Raw genomic sequence first — 20468 nt, 5'->3', positions numbered from 1 at the left:
CAGTATTCCGGCGGTTTCAATCGCATCTGCACACACGAAGTCTGCCTTCGCAGACAAGCGAGATAAGTTAGCTATAATGTTAAGAGTGAATCGAAAAAATACTATAGTGATTTTGGGGGATATTAATAAATGAATCTTGTTTTGGAAGTTGAAGCGCCTCCTTTCCGAGAAGATGCAACAGGTGCTATTCGGGTGGGAAACTCAAGAGTTTTGCTGGAATTGGTGATTCGAGCTTTTCAGGATGGTGCGTCGCCGGAATCTATTGTGCAGCGTTATTCAACTGTGTCATTGTCTGATGTCTATAGTGCGATCGGCTATTATCTCCGACACCAAGAAGCAGTAGAAGCTTATCTCAATTATCGCGAGCAATTAGCCGATTCCGTGCGTCAGCGTTTGTTGGATATTCAACCGGATCTGAGCGTTGTGCGATCGCGCTTGTTAGCCCAAAAAATCTTGAGTATTTCGGCGGTTGAAACCGCGTCTACACAAACGAAGTCTGCCTTCGCAGACTAAGAGATAAACCGATATTTAAGCTGGATTTAATATCATACATCCAATACTTGCTCTGCTGTCAATGCTAATTCTGGGAAAGTTCGGGATATAATGCGATCGCTCCCTCGGTAAGCAGTCATTTGATAAACGCCATTTTCATCAAGGAGGTAAACAAAAACAGTTGGCTCTTTCGGGTTGCCCAAATAGTTTCTACTACCCAAAGCTAAATAATCGACAATCCAATATTCAGAAATTCCCAGCCGCTGATATTCATCCAGCTTGTCGATATAATCATCTTCCCAATTTGTTGATACTATCTCTACTGCTAATTGCAGCGGTTCAGTTAGTGCTGAGTAAGCGAAAGGATCTGAGTCCCAGACCGTTTTATCTACTACACTCACATCAGGATTGCGGCCTTGTTCTTTACCATTTGGAGTTAACGTCCTCACCACAATTCTGCCAGATACCCAGTAGTTGAGCTTGAGTCTTTTTACCTCGTCTTTGAAAGCGTCTGAAAGAAATTCAGCGAGGGTTTCGTGCAGTCTGATTAGTAATATTCTCACAATTTCTCCATTCACAAGTTCATAGCGGCCTTCTTCATCGGGAAGTTGCTTGACAAATTGCTCGAAACTGAGCATCTGCTTAGGTTGGGTAGGAGTTGCGGTCATGGTTTGCTCTCATTTAGCTAGATATTTAAGACTATTCTGCAACCATTTTAACATACTGTTTTAACACAGGTGGAATCGTGAAAACTGTTTCAGCTTCACAGCTCAATTTTTCGATCATTCCCCGTCTATCTAAAGATTGAATGGCTTTAAATAATTCGCCCTGCGAACCTTGACATTTTGACATGAATTGAGTAAACGAAACAGGTTCTATTTCATTACTAAGTTGCGAAATAGCCTGTTTTTCTATTTCCGACAACCGCTGATAATGCTGCTGCAATATCGGTGTCAATTCATCGCTTAAAAATACAGGTTGATAGCTGAAATATTGAGAGACTCTACCGCCAAATAAGTTGTTAATGGTTTGAGCGACTAATTTTAACCAGAGGGGATTACCTTGATAAAGGTTAATCAATTCTGGCCAGTATTCTTCATCCAACAAACCTTTTTCTATAAGAATTTCTGTTGCTGCTTCACCTAAACCGGTTAACTGCAATAAACGTACTGCTGAATTATCGTCGGTGAATGTGAGGATGTCTGAGGGTGGTTCCCAACTATTGAGAATTAAGCAGCTATTGTGGGGAATTTCGCCGATAAGTTTAAATAAGGTTCCGTAGTTTTCATATCCGGGTTTATAATGTCCTGCAAGTTGCCCGCTACTGAGAATTTGCTGCACGTCATCGAGGATGATGAGACAGCGATTTTCGCGCAATGTTTCTATTAGGATTGACAACTGAACATCGGTGTTTGTGGGGACAACCCTCTCTTCGCCCCCCCTTGGTAAGGGGGGGTTGGGGGGGTGTTGATTTGAGAGAAATTGAATGAGGGTTTTGAGGGTTGTTTCGAGGGGTGGGGAGGTGCGGAGACTGCGCCAGATGATGCGATCGAATTGAGTTTGAATTTGGGGGATGAGGTTACGGGCGATCGCACTTTTGCCGGTGCCTGCCATGCCTGTGATGGTGAGGAGGCGGCAGTTTTGCTCTAGAATCCAGGTTTCGAGGGCGGTGAGGGGTGAGTTGGGGTAGTTGTAGAATGTTCTGAGCTCCGGTGCATCTCTTAAATCGAGTCGCGGTTTCTGTTGGGTGTTGTCTTCATTTGATGTTGGTGTTGAGGGTGAGTTTTGGGGAGTTTTGGGAGGGTGGGATGTTTCTGTGCAAACGTTGATGTTACCTTTGTTTTGTACAAAATTAAAATCACCAAAATTTGAAACTTTAGAAAATTCATACCTCTCCATTGTGGAGCGCAAATTTGATTTCATTACATCTTCATCTAATATTTCTGAAAGAGTTTGCCATAACTTTGAGGCAATATTTCTGACATGGCGTTCAGTACAATGAACCTCTTTAGAAATTTCGGAGTATCTTTTACCTTGCCACGTTCCCCGTACTACTGCCTGTTGCAGATCGTCCAATCGTTTGCCGGTCTTAGCGAACACCAAGCCATCGGCCAACCTTAAGAGTTCTTGAACATCCATTTATTGGGTAAATGTAGGAGGTTTTATCTATTGTATCAGACTTTTTCTGACGTTTTATGGCTAAGAAGGACAAAATATGACTTTTAACGGCTAGCTAATTTTATTAACTCCTGGCAAATTGTGACATTATCCTACTTTCCAATACATAAAAATTAAATTAAAATTAAATCACGGGCTTTAAAACAATCTTAGGCAACCTAAAAGATTTTAACAATGTAAATCTGACAGGCGCAACTATGCCAGATAGCACCGTCCATCCCTAACGGTTAAAAAAAGTTGCTCCAAAGGTGCCTACATCCGCTACTCCAGCGGTTAAAGAAGTTGCTCGCAATGTTGCTGGATCGGTGAGCAAGTCTAGGGGATTTTAGCCTCGTGAAATGTTCGTAAAAATTTGGTAATTTCCAACAGGATAAAAAATTATGTCTAGTGCATTATCCCTACCGCAAGCTAATTTAAAAATGGCTCTCTGGCAAGTCGATGCTGATGCAATGAGTAGCAGCGACTTGTATGTGTGGTTAAATGATATCGGCTTGCCGCATGAAGTCTCGATCCGGCTGCATGAACTCGCCACATACACGAAAAAAGCTGCTAACAAAGTTTTATTCATCGGTAAAATTCTCCTGATTAAAATCATAGAATTTGTCAAAGCGCATCCTAATTTAGCGATAGGCGTTGCTGTTGGTGTCGCTGTAAGAATTTTGGCACGTTCGATACCATTTGTCGGCCCGTTATTAGAACCTTTGGCAACAGCGCTGGGTATCCCAATTGGTGCAATAGCCGGCCACCGACTCGATCGAGGCAAAGAGGTGTCTGATGGAATTATTGGAATTGTTCAAGAAATTATTGAGATTGCCAAAGCATTTTTTCAATTAATGATAGACGTTTTCAATACAATTTTCTGCAACGTCATCACTGCTTAACTGCCTAAATTAGCAAAAAGATTGAGGTCTAATATGTCTGCAAATAAAACGCCAACCAAAGAGCAACTTCTGAAGGCAATTGAGCAACTGGAAAAAAACCCACACGATAAATTAGGGATTTTAGCAGATATTGGCATTGGCGTGGTGGGGGCTGCCGGTGCTGGTGCGGCGGTGGCAGCTTTCCGTGGTGTACCAGTTCTATTTGGGTTAATAACCGTTGCACCTCCCGTAGGATTAGTTGTTGGCGGTGCAGCTTTAGGTGCTGCTGCTCTTGTAGGGGTAAAACGAATATTTGATGGCAATTTTAATTTTGATGGCAATTTTAATGAGGGAAAACAAGCAGAAATGCTTAAAAACTTAAAAGAACAGCTAAGAGATGTTGAAGCCAAAGAAAGAGCCTCTAAGCTGGAAGACAGCGATAAAACTAAATTTATTGTTTCCTTGAAAGAACCCGTCAGGCTCAATTTAATTAGCCCGCAAGACGCTCAGGATTTAATTAGCGCCGTAGAAAACGGTAAAATGGCAATCAAAGAGGCGATTAAAATGGTTGAAGATGTGGTTAAAGCTGCTAAACCATAACTGCCTTCTGACTGCGTAACCTGGGAATGCTAAGTTGTAAGTCTGCGATCGCCCTTCCTTGAGTCAAGTGCGATCGCCCCCTAATTTTCTGGAAAATAACGCTCCAAAAATTCCTTAGCCGTAACAATAGGAATCCCCTCATATTCCTGCAACACTAACAAATCCAGATCGCCCGTAACAATTGCATCAGCACCAGCAGCGATCGCAGTTCCTAAAATCATATTGTCATTAGCATCCCGTAACTCAGGCACCTCGATCGTGGAAATCGGATAAACTTCCACTAACTCTCGCGTTCCGCTCATTAAATCATTGAGATTCAACCTTAAATTCTGAAGTTTAGAACGAAATTTCTCTTTACTCAATGTGCTTTGCAGTTCATCGAGCAACTCTTCAGAGGCACACACAGTAATTAGATAAACTTCTGCTAATTTTAATATTCTATCTGGCATACCTCCCCACAACCAGCCAGAGATAAAAATATTAGTATCCAGTACAAGTTTCATTCTTGCGACTCTCTTTCCAAACGTTTCTCGCGACGCACTTCCCGCACAAGTTCGCAAATTTCTTCCATTGTCATTGGATTGGGATCTGGAGGTAAAGACTCCCTGCGCCGCCGCAGTTCCTCCCAGTCGAAACCTCCTACCTTCTCAAAAACAATACTATCTCCGGTGACAGTCACTGCATATCGATCCCCAGGCTTCAGTTGAGCCTCAATCTCAGCGGGAATTTCTAACTTACCGTCAGGACTCACAGCAACAGTAATATTAGATTGACGAATGTATTCTCGCAAGTGTTCAACAACTATATTTTGCACAGTTGCCGGCAGAGATTCCATGATTTTGACCAAAGTGGCGATCGCCCTTGATGACATAGCTTTATCCTCCTAATAAATCAAGTTTTTATTTAGCATATTTGATGAGCTTATTCTCAATTTTAGACCGATCGCCCGCCCAACACCACCAATACCTCCAGACTTGCTACTGTAAAGATAGTGAGATTTAATCAACAAGCAATTATGAGCGGTACTGTTACATCCCCCAACAACCTCAACCAGCAGCGGCCACTCTCCACGGCATCCGCTGACACATCCAGTTCCCTGCTGGCCGACTTCATCCAAGAAACACTCGCCTTAACCAAGCGCCTGTTTATTCAATTGCAGCGCCGCCCCTCCACGCTAGTTGCAGGCATTATTCAGCCGCTGATGTGGTTGGTTTTGTTCGGAGCTCTGTTTGAAAATGCACCCGCCGGCTTGTTCGGCGAAAGCCAGAATTACGGACAATTTCTCGGCGCTGGTGTAATCGTTTTTACGGCATTTGCAGGGGCGCTGAATGCTGGTTTGCCGATTATGTTCGATCGCGAGTTCGGATTTCTCAACCGCTTGTTAGTCGCGCCGTTGGCTTCGAGATTTTCGATCGTCCTGGCTTCGGCTATTTTTATCGTCACCCTCAGCTTTATCCAAACCGGCACAATCGTTACAGCAGGCGCGTTTTTGGGCGCGGGATTCCCCGGAATTGCCGGACTAGGGGCGATCACCCTAATAGTCCTGCTATTAGTTTTGGGCGTCACCGGCTTGAGTCTGGGTTTAGCCTTCGCTCTTCCCGGTCACGTAGAATTAATAGCGGTAATTTTTGTTACTAACCTGCCGCTGTTATTTGCCAGCACAGCCCTCGCGCCGCTGTCATTTATGCCAGAGTGGCTGCAAGTTGTGGTGACTCTCAATCCTCTGAGTTATGCGATCGAACCCATCCGCTACCTGTACCTGCACAGCGATTGGTCGCTAGCGAGTGTCGTGATGCAGGCTCCTTGGGGTACTGTCACCTTTGGAGGAGCGCTATTAGTGCTGCTGGCGTTTGATTTGGTGGCGCTGCTGAGCATTCAACCCCTGCTGCGGCGCCGGTTTGCTTAGGGCGATCGTTTCACCTGCACCGTCAATTCTAGGATGCCTTTCGTCCTGTCAACTTAAGCTAAAACCGATAGTCCGTCAGGGGTTGAAACAACAGCCTCCAAGCCAAAGTCCTCTTGCATAGGACTAATGACTTCTTCAGTCCTCTTTCAGAGGACTTTCGCTATGAGACAGGGAATTCATTCCCTGGCGGACTCTTGGGTAAGCGAGAGGACTGGCGGACTAAAAGCTTAAGTTGACACGACGAAAGGCATTGCCCTGTCCTTAGCCCCAGCGAAGTAATATAATATTTAGTCACAAGTCAGAATATTGTTTAGATACAATTGTTTTTTTGAAGATTCAACTAATAAATTATGAACCCCAAAACTTCCAAATCCGGCAAATTGATGATTGGGATTGCTGCAAGCGCGATCGCATCCTGTGCTCTGTTCTCGCCTCAAGCAAGCTTCGCTCAAGCCAGCGGTTTAAATAATGCCCAACCGCTGCAAGACTTTCAAACTCAAGACAATACCGACCCCTTTTCCGGCCGCAGCAGCGGAAGCGGAATATTTGATTTAATTCACAGATCCAAATTGGGCGGCGGTCGCAGCATGGAAGAATTTAATAGCGAACAGCGCCAAAATTTGAACGATGCGGCCGCCGAATTTCGGAACAAACAGCGCCTACTACTGGAAAAGCAAGCAGTACCTACACCAGGGGCGATCGCACCTACAGAAATTACCGCCCCTGTCCCTTAAATTGATTTCTTAGTCCGCGAAGGCGGACTTCGTTTGTCTAGCAGCGGTTTCAACCGCCAAGTTTTAATCTTTATTTATTAGTCCGCGAAGGCGGACTTCGTTTGTCTAGCAGCGGTTTCAACCGCCGAACGATCTAAAAACCATCCCCCTTAATCCCGTTCCAACCACGCCCGCATTTTACCCGGATTAAGCAAACCGTAAGGATCGACCAACTCTTTAAACTGCAACTGTTCCACATTAATACTTTTCATCCCTCCATCTTCCAATATATAAGTGTGAGGATTAGCAATCAGCGCGCCTTGCTCTTCATGATAGCGAATAATTTCATTGAGCCGTGATTCCGTAGTGTAGCGAACTATTTGCAAAGCCGCAGCGATCGCCCTGCCATTCATCCGCAAAAACTCCAAGTGCATCATCACCTCATCCCCATAATAATTGTACAGTTCCTCAATCAATTTCAAACCTTTATCGGCGGGAAAAAGCGTCTGTAAATAAGTCAGAGACGGGTCAGCGCTGCGAGCGTGGAGAGTTGTATGATTCCAAGTAAATTCAGCAATAGCTGCACCTTTGCTCGCTGCTTGCGCGTTTTTTTGATAGCAAATTGTGCCGCCATATTCGCGCACCAAATCTTGCAGCGGTTCCAGACAAGATTCAGCTACCATTAACAAAGCGCAGTGCTTACCTTCAGGAATCGCATCGCGGAAAGCAGCAAAATAAGCAGGAATCGGCCAAGCACAAACACAAATTAGTTTTTTGATAATTCCGTCAGCATCGCCCAAAGCTTGACCGAAGTTTGCCGATGTCATAAAATCGTCAAAAGCGACGATGATTTCCGCCCAAGGATAAGCAGGGGCGAGGGGAATTTCTAACTCAGTAATAATCCCATTTGTACCGTAAGCGTGATTGACTTTTTGCACTTCATCGCCGCGCAATTCGATGACGCGGGGCTCGTCTTCCATTGTAACGACTCGAACGGCATGAAGATTTCCCCGATCGCGCAATTGCCCATAAGTTATAGAACCAATTCCCCCGCTACCGCCGCCAATAAATCCCCCAATCGTTGCGGTGCGATAGGTTGAGGGAACCATCCGCAATTCCCAACCAGTTTCTCGCGCTTGTTTGTCGAAAACCGACATTTTCACCCCTGGTTCTACGCAAGCTAAACCCGGTTTTATCCAGCGGATACTGTTCATTTTGCTGGTATCTAAAATGACGCCGCCCTTGAGGGGAATACACTGCCCGTAATTGCCCGTTCCTGCACCTCTAACAGTTAGCGGAATTTTGAATTTGACGCAGGCCACAGCAATCCGCAAAACATCGGCTTCGCTGGCGGGACGAACTACTAAATCTCCTGTTTTATCACTTAAGAGAGGTTGCAAAACAGGACTGAAGTGATAATAGTCTTGAGATAGCTTGACAACTTGCGCGCGATCGCTAATTATTTCAATTCCCGATAGTTCCGAAGAAAAAGCATCCCAGTCAATACTTTGAATCGCAGTTGCAGTCATTTTGTTTACTCCATCCTGGGAGTATTATATATTTTCTCAAGCCGAACTTAGTAACATAAAATACTAACTGCAATCTTTCTTTAAGCATTAAGGTGCGTCCAGGCGCACCCTACACATAGAAGTTCTGCCTCCCGGACTGCTTTTTTCAATGAAAAAATCCCCCAAACACTGCCATACCGTAGTATTTCCAAGGCACTGCAACAGTGTCAAATCTAGCTTTTACCAGCATTTCCAACTGTGCCGAAAGTGTAGCTAGGCGATCGGGATTAGAATACCCGTAAGAGACACTCGTCCCCACATTTGCGCGAATTTGTGCTAAGGTTTCTCCCTGATTTAGCGCCCAATCTTCTCGCGCCGCTTGATAAATATCTTTCATTGCTGCTGATTCTGCTAAAAGAGGATCTGCATTCCAAAAACAGCCACCAGCATTTAAACTTTCGCGAATCCGTTGAAACAATTTTAACTTAATGTCATCCTCAAGATGGTGAATTGCCAGAGATGAAATGCAAGCATTGAATTTATCGCCCAAGCCTGAGAAATTTGGATTGTTTGCCCATTCTCCAAAATCCATTTCTATGCCAGTCCACCGGGCTGCGTATCCTGCAGACTCAATTTTGGCGCGGGCAAAATCAAGCATTCGCGGCGAGTAATCGACAGCAACTATTTCCGCAGACGGATAGAGTTTGAGAACTTTTAAAGTGAGTTCCCCCGTACCGCAGCCGAGTTCTAAAATGCGGTGGTTTGTGTTAGCAATGCAGCCTGCTACTACATCCAGCATTTCGTCATACTTAGGTAAAAGTCGCCGAATGCCTGTATCAAAATTGGCAGTATTGACGAAAACTTCTCCCGGCAAAATTTCGTTGCGCGCAGGTGAGGCAGTAGAGTCAGAATTCACGATCGTCAACCATAGACTACAATTGCTATCCTAACTGAAATAGAGCAAAAAGTGCGTGAAGTAGGGACAAGCCACTGCCCTGTCCTTACCCGATCATCTGTACTTCACTCAACACAAAACCGCTATATAGTTATGCGTATTTTTACGGATAAGCCAAACACTCGTGGTAAACAATAATTAACCGAAAGCATCCACGATACCCGCCACGTGATTCATCTGTCCAGAAATAAAAAACCTGTATCCGATGAAACTTGCCCCCGAATTTATCCGTGGGGTCAATGCTTCAATTCTTTAATCTAAAATCTAAAATCTAAAATCTAAAATCTAAAATCGATTGACCCTCGGTTGCACTCAGAGAGTCTTGCTTTACCCCGGACGCCAGCAAAACACTCTGAACAAGCAGTGTTATGTTAGTAGTGCATAAATTGAAATAAAGATTAAACCTCAGACTTGAGGATACCATGCGCCAATTGATTTCTCGCAGTCGGGCTGCCATCAGCCAATTAGTTTACAAACAAATTCTCCTTGCTTTGACAATTTTATTTGGTGTCGGCGTAGGGATAGCGATGGCAAGTATGTCTGAGCTTTCCTCCATCCTAACGGGATTGCAGGCGCGATTCAAGTCACACAATCAACTTACGATATCTTGCAAAATAAGTATCTGTTTGAAAACAGAGGAATTATTCACATCAAAGGCAAGGGCTATATGAATACTTATCTGCTTGCAGGCAGGCTAGTCAGCGCCGTTTCGGTTTAATTTGTTTATTATATTATGAAGGGGTCTGCTAGTTAGTCGAGAGCGATCAGTCATTAGTCAGCAGCAAGCAGCCAAGAACTAACAGTTAGTCGCTGCTGACTGCTGACGGCGGACTATTACAGGAATTACACAGGGGATGTGAGAACCCGGTTTTTGCGCGGTTGCTTCGTTGACAACCCAAAATTGATTACCAGAAACCCGGTTTTTTTCCTATGTCCTACATTAGCCATTTGCCAAATAGTAAATTTTATGCCCTTGTCAATTTTATCATTCTTGAAATTTTTCCAATCTCGCTTGTCTAGGCAAATAGCTTTGTGGGTATTTGCTAGCATTCTTGTCATAGAAGGAATTATTTTAGTTCCCTCTTATTTTCGGCGAGAAAATGAACTTTTAAGCCAACTGGAACAGGTATCTCGGGCAACTGTTGATTCCCTAGAGTTTGTGCTCCAACAAGATATTTCCGATCGCACTTTATTGCAAGAAGAAGTAAAAAATATTACTAAGGATTCTCAAGTAGTCTTAGGACTATCTATTTACCAAGCTAACGGTGAACTAATATATACACTTGGCGAACCCCCAGAAATCAGTTTAGAGCAACTAAAAGAATCTCGTATAGTTCACAATCACAATTTCGATGGCAAGAGGTACGATATTGCTTGGACGGAGCGACATTTGGGAGGCGATTACATCTTAATTGTTCGCCACGATGCTTCCACAGTCCAGCCGGAACTCTACGCATTTATCGGACGGATTGCTGTTCTAGTCATCATTATATCAGCCTTTGTCACTTCTGTGACTATGTTGTTTTTAGGGCTGACAGTAATTTCACCTATCTTGAGATTGCGCGATGACTTGATCGCTGCTGGAGACGCTTTGAGCAAAGATCGAGAACAACCTGATTTCTACTCTCTGTCTGTCAAGCGGGATGACGAGTTGGGAGAACTCATGGTCGCCTTCAATCAAATGTTTCACCGAGTATACCAGGAAATTGCACAGCGGAAACAAGCTGAGGAAGTATTGCGCGCCGAACAAGAAAAGTCGGAACGTTTATTACTAAATATATTACCAGTAATGATTGCCGATCGCCTAAAACAAGGTCAGATAAATATTGCGGACGGATTTGCCGAAGTTACGGTTTTGTTTGCTGATATTGTGGGCTTTACCGAAATATCTTCGCGCACATCTCCTGAAGAATTAGTCGAGTTGCTTAACAAAATATTTTCATCTTTCGATCGCTTAAGCGAACAATACGGCTTAGAAAAAATTAAGACGATCGGCGACAATTATATGGTAGCAGGCGGTTTGCCGCTTCCCTGTACAAATCACGCCGAATCTATTGCCGAAATGGCCCTGGAAATGCAGCAAGAAATTATGAAATTCCGCGACGAATGCGGTAAACCTCTCAATATCCGCATTGGCATTAATACTGGGCCTGTTGTAGCAGGTGTCATCGGCACTAAAAAGTTTATTTACGATTTGTGGGGAGATGCTGTGAATACAGCAAGCCGCATGGAATCTCAGGGACTTCCGGGTAAAATTCAAGTTAGCAACTCAACTTATGAATTGCTGTGCGATAAGTATTTGTTGGAAAAGCGCGGTAAAATTAATGTTAAAGGCAAAGGAGCTATGACAACTTATTTGCTGAAAGGTCGAAAATTGTAACTGACAATTTTAACCATCGCCCGGGAATAAGTGAGATGGCGGCAGACGTTACAGCGCAGCCGCCCTCGACACCAAACTAGATTTTTTTTGAACGAACCGCGAAGACGCTAAGGACACGTAGGAAGAGAAGAAGAAAGAATCAAAAATAAAAAGTTCATAAGGTCGTTATTATTGCTATATTAAAAGGCAGGTTAATATTAGTAATCGGGGCAAAAATGACTGCGAATCAGGAACAGAATTCTTCAAATTCACCGATTTGGCAGCCCTTCACGCAAATGAAAACGGCTGCCCCGCCACTGAAGGTAATTCGCGGCAAAGGAGCGGTGCTGGAATTAGCAGACGGGCGGCAAATTCTCGACTGCATTTCTAGTTGGTGGGTGACTGTTCACGGGCACAGCCATCCGGTTCTCGCTGAGGCTCTTTACGAACAAGCCCAAAAGTTAGAACACGTAATTTTTGCGGGGTTTACTCACGAACCTGCCGAGAAACTTGCCAATAAATTGCTAACTCATACGCCTCCTTCTTTAACGCGAATTTTCTTTTCTGATAACGGCTCGACTGCTGTTGAAGTTGCTCTGAAAATGGCATTTCAATATTGGCAAAATATCGGAGAAACTAATCGCACTAGCTTTATTAGTTTTGAGGGAGGTTATCACGGCGATACTGTGGGCGCGATGTCGGCTGGCAGAAGTTCGCTGTGGTGGGAATCTTTTGCACCTTTAATGTTTGCTGGGGATGTTGTTCCTTTTCCGGCAACTTTTGACGGCGATGAGGAGGTGGAAAGCAAGGAGGCCGCGAGTTTAGAGAAATTGGAGTTTTTGTTAAAGCAGGGCGGCTATGCGGGAATTTTTATCGAACCTTTGGTGCAAGGTTCTGGGGGGATGCGAATGTGCCGCCCTGAGTTTTTGCGGGCGATCGCACAACTTGCCCGCCAGTTTAATGTATTGTTGATTTACGATGAAGTAATGACGGGTTTTGGGCGCACGGGGGAACTGTTTGCCTCGGTTAAATCTGCAACTTCACCGGATATCCTGTGTTTGTCTAAAGGATTGTCTGGTGGTTGTTTGCCAATTGCTGTCACAATGGCATCGGAGGATATTTATCAAGCTTTCTGGCGAGATGAATGGGACAAAGCTTTTTTTCACGGTCATTCTTACACCGGAAATCCCTTAGCTTGTGCGGTGAGTGTAGCATCCTTGGAGCTTTTGGAGCAAAACCCCAATGTCTATCAAGGGATGGAAAAACTGCACCACAAATATCTGAATCAATGGCTGAGAAATCATCCTAAACTCGAACGGATTCGGACTTGCGGCACTATCGCAGCAATGGATGTGAAAACCGAAAGCGTTTCCGGTTATTTTAATGACATTGCTCCTGTATTGAAAGCCAGATTTCTCGAAGCGGGGTTTTTGCTCCGCCCTTTGGGAAATACGCTTTACTTGATGCCTCCCTACTGCATTTCTCCTGATGAACTCGAATCGATTTATCAGGTGATTCGTCAGGTTTTGGATACTCTGTAAACCCTTTAATTTTAGTAATGAATTTACCCAATTGGAACGATTTGGCTGACGACGCGCTGGCGGGCAAATGTCTCTCTCGCGAGCAATCTTTAGCCGTATTGCGCGCACCGGATGAGGTTTTGCTGGAACAACTAAACGCAGCTTATCGGGTGCGCCACCACTACTGGGGAAACCGAGTCAGGCTGCACTATTTGTTAAATGCTCAAAGTGGCCTTTGTCCTGAAGATTGCCATTATTGTTCTCAGTCAAAAATTTCGACTGCGGAAATTGAGAAATATCCGCTTTTAGCTAAGGAGAAAATTCTGGATGCGGCCCAACGCGCAGCAGACTTAAAAGCTGGTACGTTTTGTTTGGTGATTTCTGGCCGCCAACCCAGCGCATCTACTTTCGATCGCGTTTTGGATGCTGTCGAGACGGTGAAGGCAAATCATAACCTGAAAATCTGTGCTTGTTTGGGATTGTTGAGCGAGGAGCAAACTCACCGTTTGGCTAAAGCTGGAGTCGATCGCGTAAATCACAATCTCAATACTTCCGAATCATATCACACGGACATTTGCACCACTCACACTTTTGGCGATCGGGTGGAAACCGTCGAACACGTCAAAGCAGCGGGAATCACAACTTGTTCCGGCGGAATTTTGGGGATGGGCGAATCGGATGATGATGCGATCGATTTAGCGCTTTCGCTTCGCAAATTGGGCGTTACTAGCGTGCCGGTCAACTTTTTCATTCCGATTCCCGGCACACCATTTGCAGATGTGAATCGGTTAACTCCCCGCCAATGTTTGCGAATTCTCTGTATGTTCCGATTTTTGCTTCCCAGCCAAGAAATTCGGATTGCTGGGGGACGAGAAGTGCATTTGCGATCGCTGCAACCTCTCGGACTCTACCCCGCTAATTCTATCTTTGTTGGCGATTATCTGACAACTCCCGGACAAGCTGCCCATCAAGATTGGGACATGATTCAAGATGCGGGATTTGCGATCGAATCCCCCGAAGGTTCTCTCTTAGAGGTTGATTCAGCAGTTACCAAATCTGAACAAAAAACCCTGGTTGTTTAACTCTTATACCAGTTTTCAATCAGATGAAATAGAGTAGGACACGGCAGTGCCGTGTTCCTACCCAATATCTCTATTTCACGTTTACACATGGGCAAGAGAAACCGGGTTTCTGAGGTAGCAAATGGGTAAGCCGTAAGTTCTTAAATTGTAGCCAGAAACCCGGTTTCTACGGTTTACCTTCTTCAATCTAAAATCTAAAATCTAAAATCTAAAATAATACAAGAGGGGGAAATTGTGGACAAACGCGAAGAAATTACGATCGCAGAATACCAGCTAACTGCCGAATCTTTCCGAGAAGGAACTTGGCATCACGACGTATCCCAAAATCGATCCGCATTGACCGCTGCTATGCCCCGCAATCCCGGTAAAATTCTCGATATAGGATGCGGGCCGGGACGAGACTTAGTAGCCTTCAAAAGCCAAGGACACACAGTTGTAGGCTTAGATGCAACTCCAGCTTTTGTAGAAATAGCAAAAGAGTTGTCAGGATGCGAAGTTTGGCAACAATCTTTTCTGAATCTCGACTTGCCAGAGGCAGAATTTGACGGTATTTTTGCCAATGCTTCCCTAATTCACGTTCCCAGGGACGAGATGGTAAAAGTGCTGCAAAATTTGCACAAAGCCTTAGTTGTTAGCGGTGCAATTGTCATGTCAATGTGCCGGGGAAATTGGGAGGGATACGACGAGAGACCAACGGGAAAACGCTATACAGCCGGATGGGAATATCATACTTTAGCGCCTTGTTTAGAACAAACAGGATTTGCAATTGTCGATCGCTACTATCGCCCCCCCGGCTTACCCCGCGAAGCTCAATCTTGGGTAGTAATAGTGGGCAAAAAACTCTAACGTAAATGGGAAATTGCCAATCTTTCCCCTCTCTTCCTCTGCGCCCTCTGCGGTTAAATAAAAAAACTCATTCACCAATACTTCGGACAGTTTTTTAACTGCCCTGTAAGCCTTATGGAAAAAGCCCTGCCATTTGTAAGGATTCAGGTCAAAAAAACTTAAGTGGCGGCATCTGGTAAAATAAACGGATGAAAAAGCCCGCACCCACGAGAGAGCAGAAAAAAACCGAAATCGAGCAGTTGAGCCAAGCTAAACTGGTAGAAATGGTACTGGGGCTGCAAAAAATTATTGAAGAATTGCAAGAAAAACTAGCCATTGCTACGGGCAAAAGTCGAACCAGCAGTCAGACTTCATCAAAACCCCCATCAACGGATCTACTCCAAAAACCAGAGAAACCAACAGTTAAACCAGAAGCAGACCAAAAAAAGAAACCAGGTGGACAACCAGGTCATCAGGGAAAAACCCGAAAAGGGTTTGGACGAGTAGACAGAACCGAAATTAGCTCACCGGAAATCTGCCTCAATTGTGGCAGTCAAGAATTAAGTGAAGTAATTAACATCCACTCTCAGCAAGTAGCAAGTCTAGGGCGTCGGTTCAGTATTAGGAGTGGACAAAAAAAGACTTTATGAAATTAGCCAGTGCATGAGTTCGACTTTATGCCTGGTGTAATTGGTCGAACCTTATCCATTCGAGCAATGACATGAAGATTATGAACAACAGGGACTCGCCGTAGTGAGAAGAGATTTTTCCGCAGTCAAATATAGCGAGCACGGTTAAGAAAGCCAATGACCAATAGGAGCCAGAGAGTGTTCAACTGTAGTACGTTTTCTCGGTAGTGCCCTGAAGGAAAGGATCAGAGTACGTTATGATTAGAGAAGTGTTTGCCATAGCGTGATATGACATTAGAAATTAATTGTTGCCCTAATTGTGGTGCGGAAGAAGTTAGTCGAAACGGTCAAAGTCGGCATCATAAACAAAATTATAAATGCCGAACTATTCGACAACGAGTGTCTCGATTGGTAAGAAAGAGCTTAGCCTTATCTAAAAAATTAGAAAATCATATTGCTGCCATTTGGCGCTTTGTGCATCATTACAATGCTAATTTACAAGTCTAAACCCCTACTTTCTTTGAATTCAGTTTAATTCTCTTGATGCTTTCCTTCACGGCACTACCCAGTAAACAAAGTATCTTATTGGTGTATAAAGGGAGATCCCGACAATTTAGAAAGTCTAATAGATGAGAGGATGAAGGGAAATCACAAAAAAGCCACAGATAAATATATAGAAATATTATTAGAGACTATAGAAAAAGACCCTCAAGAATTAGGATATAATTTTGGACGATGGACAGCGCAGAGATTAGCAACATACTTAGAGGAATCCACAGGAATAAAATTAAGTGGAGGACAAGTTCGGAGGATATTAAAGAAAAAAAAGTATGTTTACATCTGGGCTAAGTATAGCCTAGAGTCCAAGAGAAATACTGAAAAAAGGACAGCGTTTAAAATAAAGATAGCCGAATATTTAAAAATAGAAAAAGAATCGCCAGAACGTTTACAGGTATGGTTTTGGGACGAGAGTGGATTTAGTTTAAGAGTCACCAGAAGAAAGAACTGGTGTAAAAAAGGCAGCCGAATAAAGGTTCGAGGAGACAGAAGAAAAGGCAGAGTTAATGTAATGGGAGGAGTGAGGAATTCGGATAAAAAAAGGTGGGTACAGTTCCTCAAAAAAGGCAATTCATATAATTTTTATCAAGTGCTAAAACTCTTTTATGAAGAGCTAATCAATGAATGGGTATCAGCAGGGAATCAAGCCTCAGAATTTGCTGAAAAAGGAGCGAAAATAGTGATTATTCTTGATAATGCTAGTTTTCATAAGAAAGAAGAGTACCTGAAAATAATTGAAACAGAAATGCCTAACCTTCATTTAGAATTTCTCCCCGAATACAGCCCCGACTATAACTTAATTGAATTAGTATGGCATTCGGCAAAAGAATATATTGCCAATCGACTTTTTACATCTATTGAAGAGCTAGAGTATTTATTGCACCGCCTCTTAAATGAAGGGCAATTAATAATTAAATGGGGTCGCAAAATTAAAAATAAGGGTAATGCTTGTATCACAGTTTAAATGTGCAACAGCTTATAAGTCTTACTGATAATCTGATCCTCATCAGGAATAAACATGGGATATACAGACCATCCATCAGTTACATAAAAGTAGCAGTTCCATGCACTTACTTGGTTCCATAATGGTTCAAATGTCTTAGCACGCACGATCCCCTAATACCCATCCTAAAATTCCTGGTCGAAAGTGGTCAACCGCTGTCCACAACCAGATTTTGTCTGTTTTTTTTTTACATAAGTTTGTAATTCATCGAGCTCACCAACTTCTGGAATGACTTCAGGGTCATAAACCTCTGGTAACAGTTTTCCGACTTGTTTTACCCAATTTATTACCGTGGTATGATGAACTCCCTTAACTCGTTCTATCGCCCGTAAACCCATACCATTGACGTACATTTTTAGGCAATCACGTTTGATGCTCTCGCTATAACCAAGGGTGGGATTCATACTGATTAATGAATTGACGACCACATTGGACACAAATGTGATTCTGTTTTCCTTTCTTCTTGCCGTTTTGGCGGATATGGGTTGATTTACATTCTGGGCATTGCATAAATTATTCCTCCTATTCATACTCTAACTCAGCAACGCCAACTTTCAATATCCACCCATGTATCAGCACCGCCAATCACGGCACAAATTGAGATGGTGATAATATCAATTAATTGATGATGTCTCGTCCGCTCAATTCTTGGATCTTCTAAGTCGGAAAAATGGTCGGCGATGGTGATTTTAGGTTTGAGTTTCATAAAGGGTAAACTCTAATTAAATGTTTTGTAGGTACTCAATAATTCTTCTCCAATATACCAGATTATGTTAACATAAAGTTGAGATGCGTTCGCCCTGCAGGCATCCCGCCTGTGAATTTCTGTGAATTTCTGCGCCTCAAAAATCAAAATCCCAATTCCCCAAAAACCATAGCGGGGCAGGCCATCCAGCCCGCCCCACATTCTCCAAAAGCCCCAAAATCATTCACTTCAACCAGGCAGGATGAGCCATCAAAGCTGCAAAAGGCTGCACTCCCCGCAACTGATTCGACAGCGGCAAATGACCCCTAGGCGCGCTCAAATCCCAAATAAACTCTTGCGGGTATCGCGTCCAATTATTCCCCTTTTTCCAGCCAATTAGCGGCCACAATTTATCCCAATTCTTGCCCGAACCGAGCCAAATTTCCCGCTGCACCGAAAAGCCAAATTTGCCTTCAGAATGAACTTTCCACAGCGTATTAATTGTTTGCAAATCCGTTATCGGCAAACTCTCAACTTGGGTAAAATACAGCCACTTTCTCACAGAAGCTGTATCACCAGCCAATTCACAAAGCTTGTCTAAAGTCAAGCGATCGGCTTCTTGAAATTCCTGTAACGCCAATAATTGTTGCAGCGGAGTGTAATCAATGTTAGAGTCCGATCGCAGTGGCACAACCCCAGTCGGAAAATTCGCTTGCAAAAACTCCGTCGCTCTCGGAGAATTAGCACTGTAAAGAATTTGGTAAGCCTTACCCATTACCGCAGTCGGTGCCTCTGACTTGCGCTCTAATAAAAATTCCATCAATACATCCCAACCGGAATCTGCTATTTGTTGTTGCAGCAGTTGCAGTTGAGCTTTTTCCGAACCCGACCTCAACTGAGAGCGGAGTTCGGCTGTATCGGCCGCCGAGTCTAGAGGAGAAGTAGAAATCGAGTCAGTCATGAGAAACTATCAGCTATCAGCTATCAGCTATCAGCTATTAGCTGAAGCCCTGGTTTTCCCCCATTGTACAATGGTACTGACTCCGATTCACTTCTCTGTACTCGGATGCCTGCGCGCAACGCCGCCTGGTTTAGCCGATCGCCCGATCGCACACTTTTCGCCAATGTCAGCAATCGCAAATAAGTCTACCATCTGAAATTTACGATCGATGCCATACCAAAGAGTTTTTTTTGAACCTAGTCGTCCACGATTGAAACCCATGCAGGGAAGGAAGGCGGAAAAAAGTTTATGTCATATTCCGAGTCTTCCCACTCTTTGACCCAAAGCGGCACGGCGCCTGGGCTAGGAGTTGCAGAAAAGGTGCGTTCTTTGACTTCGATCGAGTGAAATAGCTGTTTTAAAGTATCTCCCCGATCCAAAGCTTCGCTGAGGATGTCGTCCAAGTCAGGATCGACCCGTTTGACACGGTTTTTGTCCTCCTCCAGCCACAGCAGTTTCAAAGACTTCAGATCCCTCGGACTGAGGATGCTCTTGTAGTACACGCGCTTAAGGGTTGCTACGGGCTCCAATGAACGTTCTATCCGGCGAATTTGCTGAACTCGCAGGTAGTGCCATTCCGCTAAACGCTTGCTTTCCGAAGGCGGGAGAGTACCCTTGCCCGCTGCGTGTTTGTAGTCGTATTTAATCAAGCTGCAAGCCATATTGGCTAGCAGGTGAATCAACTGTTTTTCTTTGGGTGTCGCCTGACGCCGTTCCTGGGTTCTTGTCAATACGCGCTGTCTGCGGGTAGTTTCGAGAGTATTTTCCATTGGGTTTTTACGAGATGAAATACGATTGTGCCAGATCCAAATCCCGAACATCAGAAGGTAAGGAAGTTGATAGGCGGGGAAACTCCACCAACAGACTCGCCTTACCTGTTTATTTTCCCATCCACCGTTCTCTGAAACTGATTACCACACCTGGGATTAGGTAGACTGATCTTGGGATCGAGTTTTAACTACCTCGATCAGAGGCGGTTGGGACAACAAGCACCACAACTACAACCACAACCGCATCAGAGCGAACCACACTCCGGGCGCCAATTATTTCCTGCCTTTACCCGTTTTTACCTCTTCTTGGTCCCCATCCTCATTCGTTCCAGTGTAGTTAAAGTCAGGACGACTCTCCCAAGCCGTCAAACTACTGGCTGATGAAGGTTGTGTGGCGATCGCTGAAGCGCTGGCGCTGCCTGCCTGGAAAAAGCCGAAGCCAGCCGAGGCAATTACCCCTAATACTAAGATGCTGTTTTTCATGTTCGATGACCCTGATTTGCGTAGATTGACACTTTTTGGCTCACCCGATCTGTCAGAAATGGGTTGATGCAATAGCCCACTTGTCTTCTGATAAATCTGCCTGCCATAATCAATTCAGACAGGCACACCCGCTTGCGATCGGAAACGCCAGAAGTGACGTGTTACTAATGTCCACGATCATCCACCAACCCGAATCTTTTGGGTAGTGGAGCGAAAGCCATCAGGGCGTCGATCCATCAGGGAGTTATGCCATCAGGGTGCTAATCCATCGGGTAGTTAAGCCATCAGGGCGCATCTTCTACAATTAGCCACAGACTTAACTTTTAGAGTTGAGCGAGTGGT

The 20468-nt window shown here is 44.2% G+C and carries 20 protein-coding genes and 6 pseudogenes; 14 read left to right on the top strand and 12 right to left on the bottom strand.

Annotated elements, in window-relative coordinates:
- The first annotated feature begins 129 nt into the window (after positions 1-129).
- Positions 130-513: a DUF433 domain-containing protein gene (locus QT987_RS21845; RefSeq protein ID WP_333244245.1), complete on the top strand. Its 384-nt coding sequence runs from the start codon at positions 130-132 to the stop codon at positions 511-513.
- Between the two features lie 32 nt (positions 514-545).
- On the opposite strand, the gene QT987_RS21840 is transcribed toward QT987_RS21845, so the two are convergent.
- Entirely contained in the window at positions 546-1160 is a 615-nt protein-coding gene (locus tag QT987_RS21840) for a Uma2 family endonuclease (protein WP_333244242.1), read from the bottom strand.
- A gap of 31 nt (positions 1161-1191) precedes the next feature.
- Complete coding sequence (locus QT987_RS21835) at positions 1192-2631, bottom strand: NB-ARC domain-containing protein (RefSeq protein WP_333244239.1); 1440 nt, start codon at positions 2629-2631, stop codon at positions 1192-1194.
- A 419-nt stretch (positions 2632-3050) separates the two neighbouring features.
- On the opposite strand from QT987_RS21835, the gene QT987_RS21830 reads away from it, so the two are divergent.
- Positions 3051-3551 carry a hypothetical protein gene (locus QT987_RS21830; protein ID WP_333244236.1) on the top strand — a complete coding sequence of 167 codons (501 nt, stop codon included), beginning with the start codon at positions 3051-3053 and terminating at the stop codon, positions 3549-3551.
- A 33-nt stretch (positions 3552-3584) separates the two neighbouring features.
- Positions 3585-4130: a hypothetical protein gene (locus QT987_RS21825; protein ID WP_333244234.1), complete on the top strand. Its 546-nt coding sequence runs from the start codon at positions 3585-3587 to the stop codon at positions 4128-4130.
- Between the two features lie 80 nt (positions 4131-4210).
- On the opposite strand, the gene QT987_RS21820 is transcribed toward QT987_RS21825, so the two are convergent.
- Positions 4211-4633: a putative toxin-antitoxin system toxin component, PIN family gene (locus QT987_RS21820; RefSeq protein WP_333244231.1), complete on the bottom strand. Its 423-nt coding sequence runs from the start codon at positions 4631-4633 to the stop codon at positions 4211-4213.
- The gene (locus QT987_RS21815) at positions 4630-5001 is read right to left on the bottom strand and encodes a hypothetical protein (protein WP_333244228.1); all 372 of its coding nucleotides are present in this window, start codon (positions 4999-5001) and stop codon (positions 4630-4632) included. Before QT987_RS21815 ends, QT987_RS21820 begins: the two co-directional genes overlap by 4 nt.
- 144 nt (positions 5002-5145) lie before the next feature.
- Between QT987_RS21815 and QT987_RS21810 the strand changes: the two genes are divergently transcribed.
- The gene (locus QT987_RS21810; protein WP_333244263.1) at positions 5146-6036 is read left to right on the top strand and encodes an ABC transporter permease; all 891 of its coding nucleotides are present in this window, start codon (positions 5146-5148) and stop codon (positions 6034-6036) included.
- A 350-nt stretch (positions 6037-6386) separates the two neighbouring features.
- On the top strand, positions 6387-6770 hold the full coding sequence (locus QT987_RS21805) for a hypothetical protein (protein WP_333244225.1): 384 nt from the start codon (positions 6387-6389) through the stop codon (positions 6768-6770).
- Positions 6771-6919: 149 nt separating this feature from the next.
- Here the strand turns inward: QT987_RS21805 and QT987_RS21800 are convergent, their stop codons facing one another.
- Positions 6920-8278, bottom strand: a complete 1359-nt coding sequence (locus QT987_RS21800) for an FAD-binding oxidoreductase (protein WP_333244222.1) — start codon at positions 8276-8278, stop codon at positions 6920-6922.
- Between the two features lie 145 nt (positions 8279-8423).
- Positions 8424-9173, bottom strand: a complete 750-nt coding sequence (locus tag QT987_RS21795; protein ID WP_333244220.1) for a class I SAM-dependent methyltransferase — start codon at positions 9171-9173, stop codon at positions 8424-8426.
- Positions 9174-9777: 604 nt separating this feature from the next.
- Between QT987_RS21795 and QT987_RS21790 the strand changes: the two genes are divergently transcribed.
- The 6 genes from QT987_RS21790 (at position 9778) to QT987_RS21765 (ending at position 15648) form a co-directional block, all read left to right on the top strand.
- Entirely contained in the window at positions 9778-9930 is a 153-nt protein-coding gene (locus tag QT987_RS21790) for an adenylate/guanylate cyclase domain-containing protein (RefSeq protein ID WP_333054555.1), read from the top strand.
- Between the two features lie 249 nt (positions 9931-10179).
- Entirely contained in the window at positions 10180-11592 is a 1413-nt protein-coding gene (locus tag QT987_RS21785; RefSeq protein WP_333244217.1) for an adenylate/guanylate cyclase domain-containing protein, read from the top strand.
- A 215-nt stretch (positions 11593-11807) separates the two neighbouring features.
- On the top strand, positions 11808-13112 hold the full coding sequence (gene bioA, locus QT987_RS21780; RefSeq protein ID WP_333244214.1) for an adenosylmethionine--8-amino-7-oxononanoate transaminase: 1305 nt from the start codon (positions 11808-11810) through the stop codon (positions 13110-13112).
- A 17-nt stretch (positions 13113-13129) separates the two neighbouring features.
- The gene (bioB, locus tag QT987_RS21775; RefSeq protein ID WP_333244211.1) at positions 13130-14173 is read left to right on the top strand and encodes a biotin synthase BioB; all 1044 of its coding nucleotides are present in this window, start codon (positions 13130-13132) and stop codon (positions 14171-14173) included.
- A 234-nt stretch (positions 14174-14407) separates the two neighbouring features.
- Entirely contained in the window at positions 14408-15019 is a 612-nt protein-coding gene (locus QT987_RS21770; protein WP_333244208.1) for a class I SAM-dependent methyltransferase, read from the top strand.
- Positions 15020-15207: 188 nt separating this feature from the next.
- Positions 15208-15648, top strand: a complete 441-nt coding sequence (locus tag QT987_RS21765; RefSeq protein ID WP_333244205.1) for a DUF6444 domain-containing protein — start codon at positions 15208-15210, stop codon at positions 15646-15648.
- A gap of 2 nt (positions 15649-15650) precedes the next feature.
- Here the strand turns inward: QT987_RS21765 and QT987_RS21760 are convergent.
- Positions 15651-15861 (bottom strand): annotated as a pseudogene (locus QT987_RS21760) (hypothetical protein); the annotation flags it as partial.
- Positions 15862-15915: 54 nt separating this feature from the next.
- On the opposite strand from QT987_RS21760, the pseudogene QT987_RS30020 reads away from it, so the two are divergent.
- The 3 pseudogenes from QT987_RS30020 to QT987_RS21750 form a co-directional block, all read left to right on the top strand.
- Positions 15916-16002, top strand: a pseudogene (locus tag QT987_RS30020) (hypothetical protein); the annotation flags it as partial.
- A 9-nt stretch (positions 16003-16011) separates the two neighbouring features.
- Positions 16012-16134: pseudogene (locus QT987_RS21755) on the top strand (IS1 family transposase); the annotation flags it as partial.
- A gap of 70 nt (positions 16135-16204) precedes the next feature.
- Positions 16205-17149, top strand: a pseudogene (locus tag QT987_RS21750) (IS630 family transposase); the annotation flags it as partial.
- A gap of 14 nt (positions 17150-17163) precedes the next feature.
- Here the strand turns inward: QT987_RS21750 and QT987_RS21745 are convergent.
- The 5 genes and pseudogenes from QT987_RS21745 to QT987_RS21725 all read right to left on the bottom strand — a co-directional run.
- Positions 17164-17698: pseudogene (locus QT987_RS21745) on the bottom strand (IS1 family transposase); the annotation flags it as partial.
- Between the two features lie 37 nt (positions 17699-17735).
- Positions 17736-17894 (bottom strand): annotated as a pseudogene (locus QT987_RS21740) (transposase family protein); the annotation flags it as partial.
- A 223-nt stretch (positions 17895-18117) separates the two neighbouring features.
- A complete protein-coding gene (locus QT987_RS21735; protein ID WP_333244202.1) occupies positions 18118-18834 on the bottom strand; it encodes a GUN4 N-terminal ARM-like repeat domain-containing protein in 717 nt (238 codons plus the stop codon).
- A 236-nt stretch (positions 18835-19070) separates the two neighbouring features.
- Positions 19071-19643: a hypothetical protein gene (locus QT987_RS21730; RefSeq protein WP_333058257.1), complete on the bottom strand. Its 573-nt coding sequence runs from the start codon at positions 19641-19643 to the stop codon at positions 19071-19073.
- A 273-nt stretch (positions 19644-19916) separates the two neighbouring features.
- A complete protein-coding gene (locus QT987_RS21725) occupies positions 19917-20126 on the bottom strand; it encodes a hypothetical protein (protein ID WP_333058256.1) in 210 nt (69 codons plus the stop codon).
- Between the last annotated feature and the right edge of the window lie 342 nt (positions 20127-20468).

Origin of the sequence: Microcoleus sp. SVA1B4 (genome assembly GCF_036700545.1) — a bacterium.
Taxonomy (GTDB): domain Bacteria; phylum Cyanobacteriota; class Cyanobacteriia; order Cyanobacteriales; family Microcoleaceae; genus Microcoleus.
Note: the sequence above shows the minus strand (reverse complement) of the source record. Positions and strands in the feature narration are given on the sequence as shown.

Coding starts and splice junctions, on each gene's coding strand:
- QT987_RS21825 (WP_333244234.1), top strand. CDS start 3,585: ATGTCTGCAAATAAAACGCCAACCAAAGAGCAACTTCTGAAGGCAATT.
- QT987_RS21725 (WP_333058256.1), bottom strand. CDS start 20,126: ATGAAAAACAGCATCTTAGTATTAGGGGTAATTGCCTCGGCTGGCTTC.
- QT987_RS21845 (WP_333244245.1), top strand. CDS start 130: ATGAATCTTGTTTTGGAAGTTGAAGCGCCTCCTTTCCGAGAAGATGCA.
- bioB (WP_333244211.1), top strand. CDS start 13,130: ATGAATTTACCCAATTGGAACGATTTGGCTGACGACGCGCTGGCGGGC.
- QT987_RS21820 (WP_333244231.1), bottom strand. CDS start 4,633: ATGAAACTTGTACTGGATACTAATATTTTTATCTCTGGCTGGTTGTGG.
- QT987_RS21765 (WP_333244205.1), top strand. CDS start 15,208: ATGAAAAAGCCCGCACCCACGAGAGAGCAGAAAAAAACCGAAATCGAG.
- QT987_RS21840 (WP_333244242.1), bottom strand. CDS start 1,160: ATGACCGCAACTCCTACCCAACCTAAGCAGATGCTCAGTTTCGAGCAA.
- QT987_RS21835 (WP_333244239.1), bottom strand. CDS start 2,631: ATGGATGTTCAAGAACTCTTAAGGTTGGCCGATGGCTTGGTGTTCGCT.
- QT987_RS21785 (WP_333244217.1), top strand. CDS start 10,180: ATGCCCTTGTCAATTTTATCATTCTTGAAATTTTTCCAATCTCGCTTG.
- QT987_RS21815 (WP_333244228.1), bottom strand. CDS start 5,001: ATGTCATCAAGGGCGATCGCCACTTTGGTCAAAATCATGGAATCTCTG.
- QT987_RS21810 (WP_333244263.1), top strand. CDS start 5,146: ATGAGCGGTACTGTTACATCCCCCAACAACCTCAACCAGCAGCGGCCA.
- QT987_RS21800 (WP_333244222.1), bottom strand. CDS start 8,278: ATGACTGCAACTGCGATTCAAAGTATTGACTGGGATGCTTTTTCTTCG.
- QT987_RS21805 (WP_333244225.1), top strand. CDS start 6,387: ATGAACCCCAAAACTTCCAAATCCGGCAAATTGATGATTGGGATTGCT.
- bioA (WP_333244214.1), top strand. CDS start 11,808: ATGACTGCGAATCAGGAACAGAATTCTTCAAATTCACCGATTTGGCAG.
- QT987_RS21830 (WP_333244236.1), top strand. CDS start 3,051: ATGTCTAGTGCATTATCCCTACCGCAAGCTAATTTAAAAATGGCTCTC.
- QT987_RS21730 (WP_333058257.1), bottom strand. CDS start 19,643: ATGGAAAATACTCTCGAAACTACCCGCAGACAGCGCGTATTGACAAGA.
- QT987_RS21735 (WP_333244202.1), bottom strand. CDS start 18,834: ATGACTGACTCGATTTCTACTTCTCCTCTAGACTCGGCGGCCGATACA.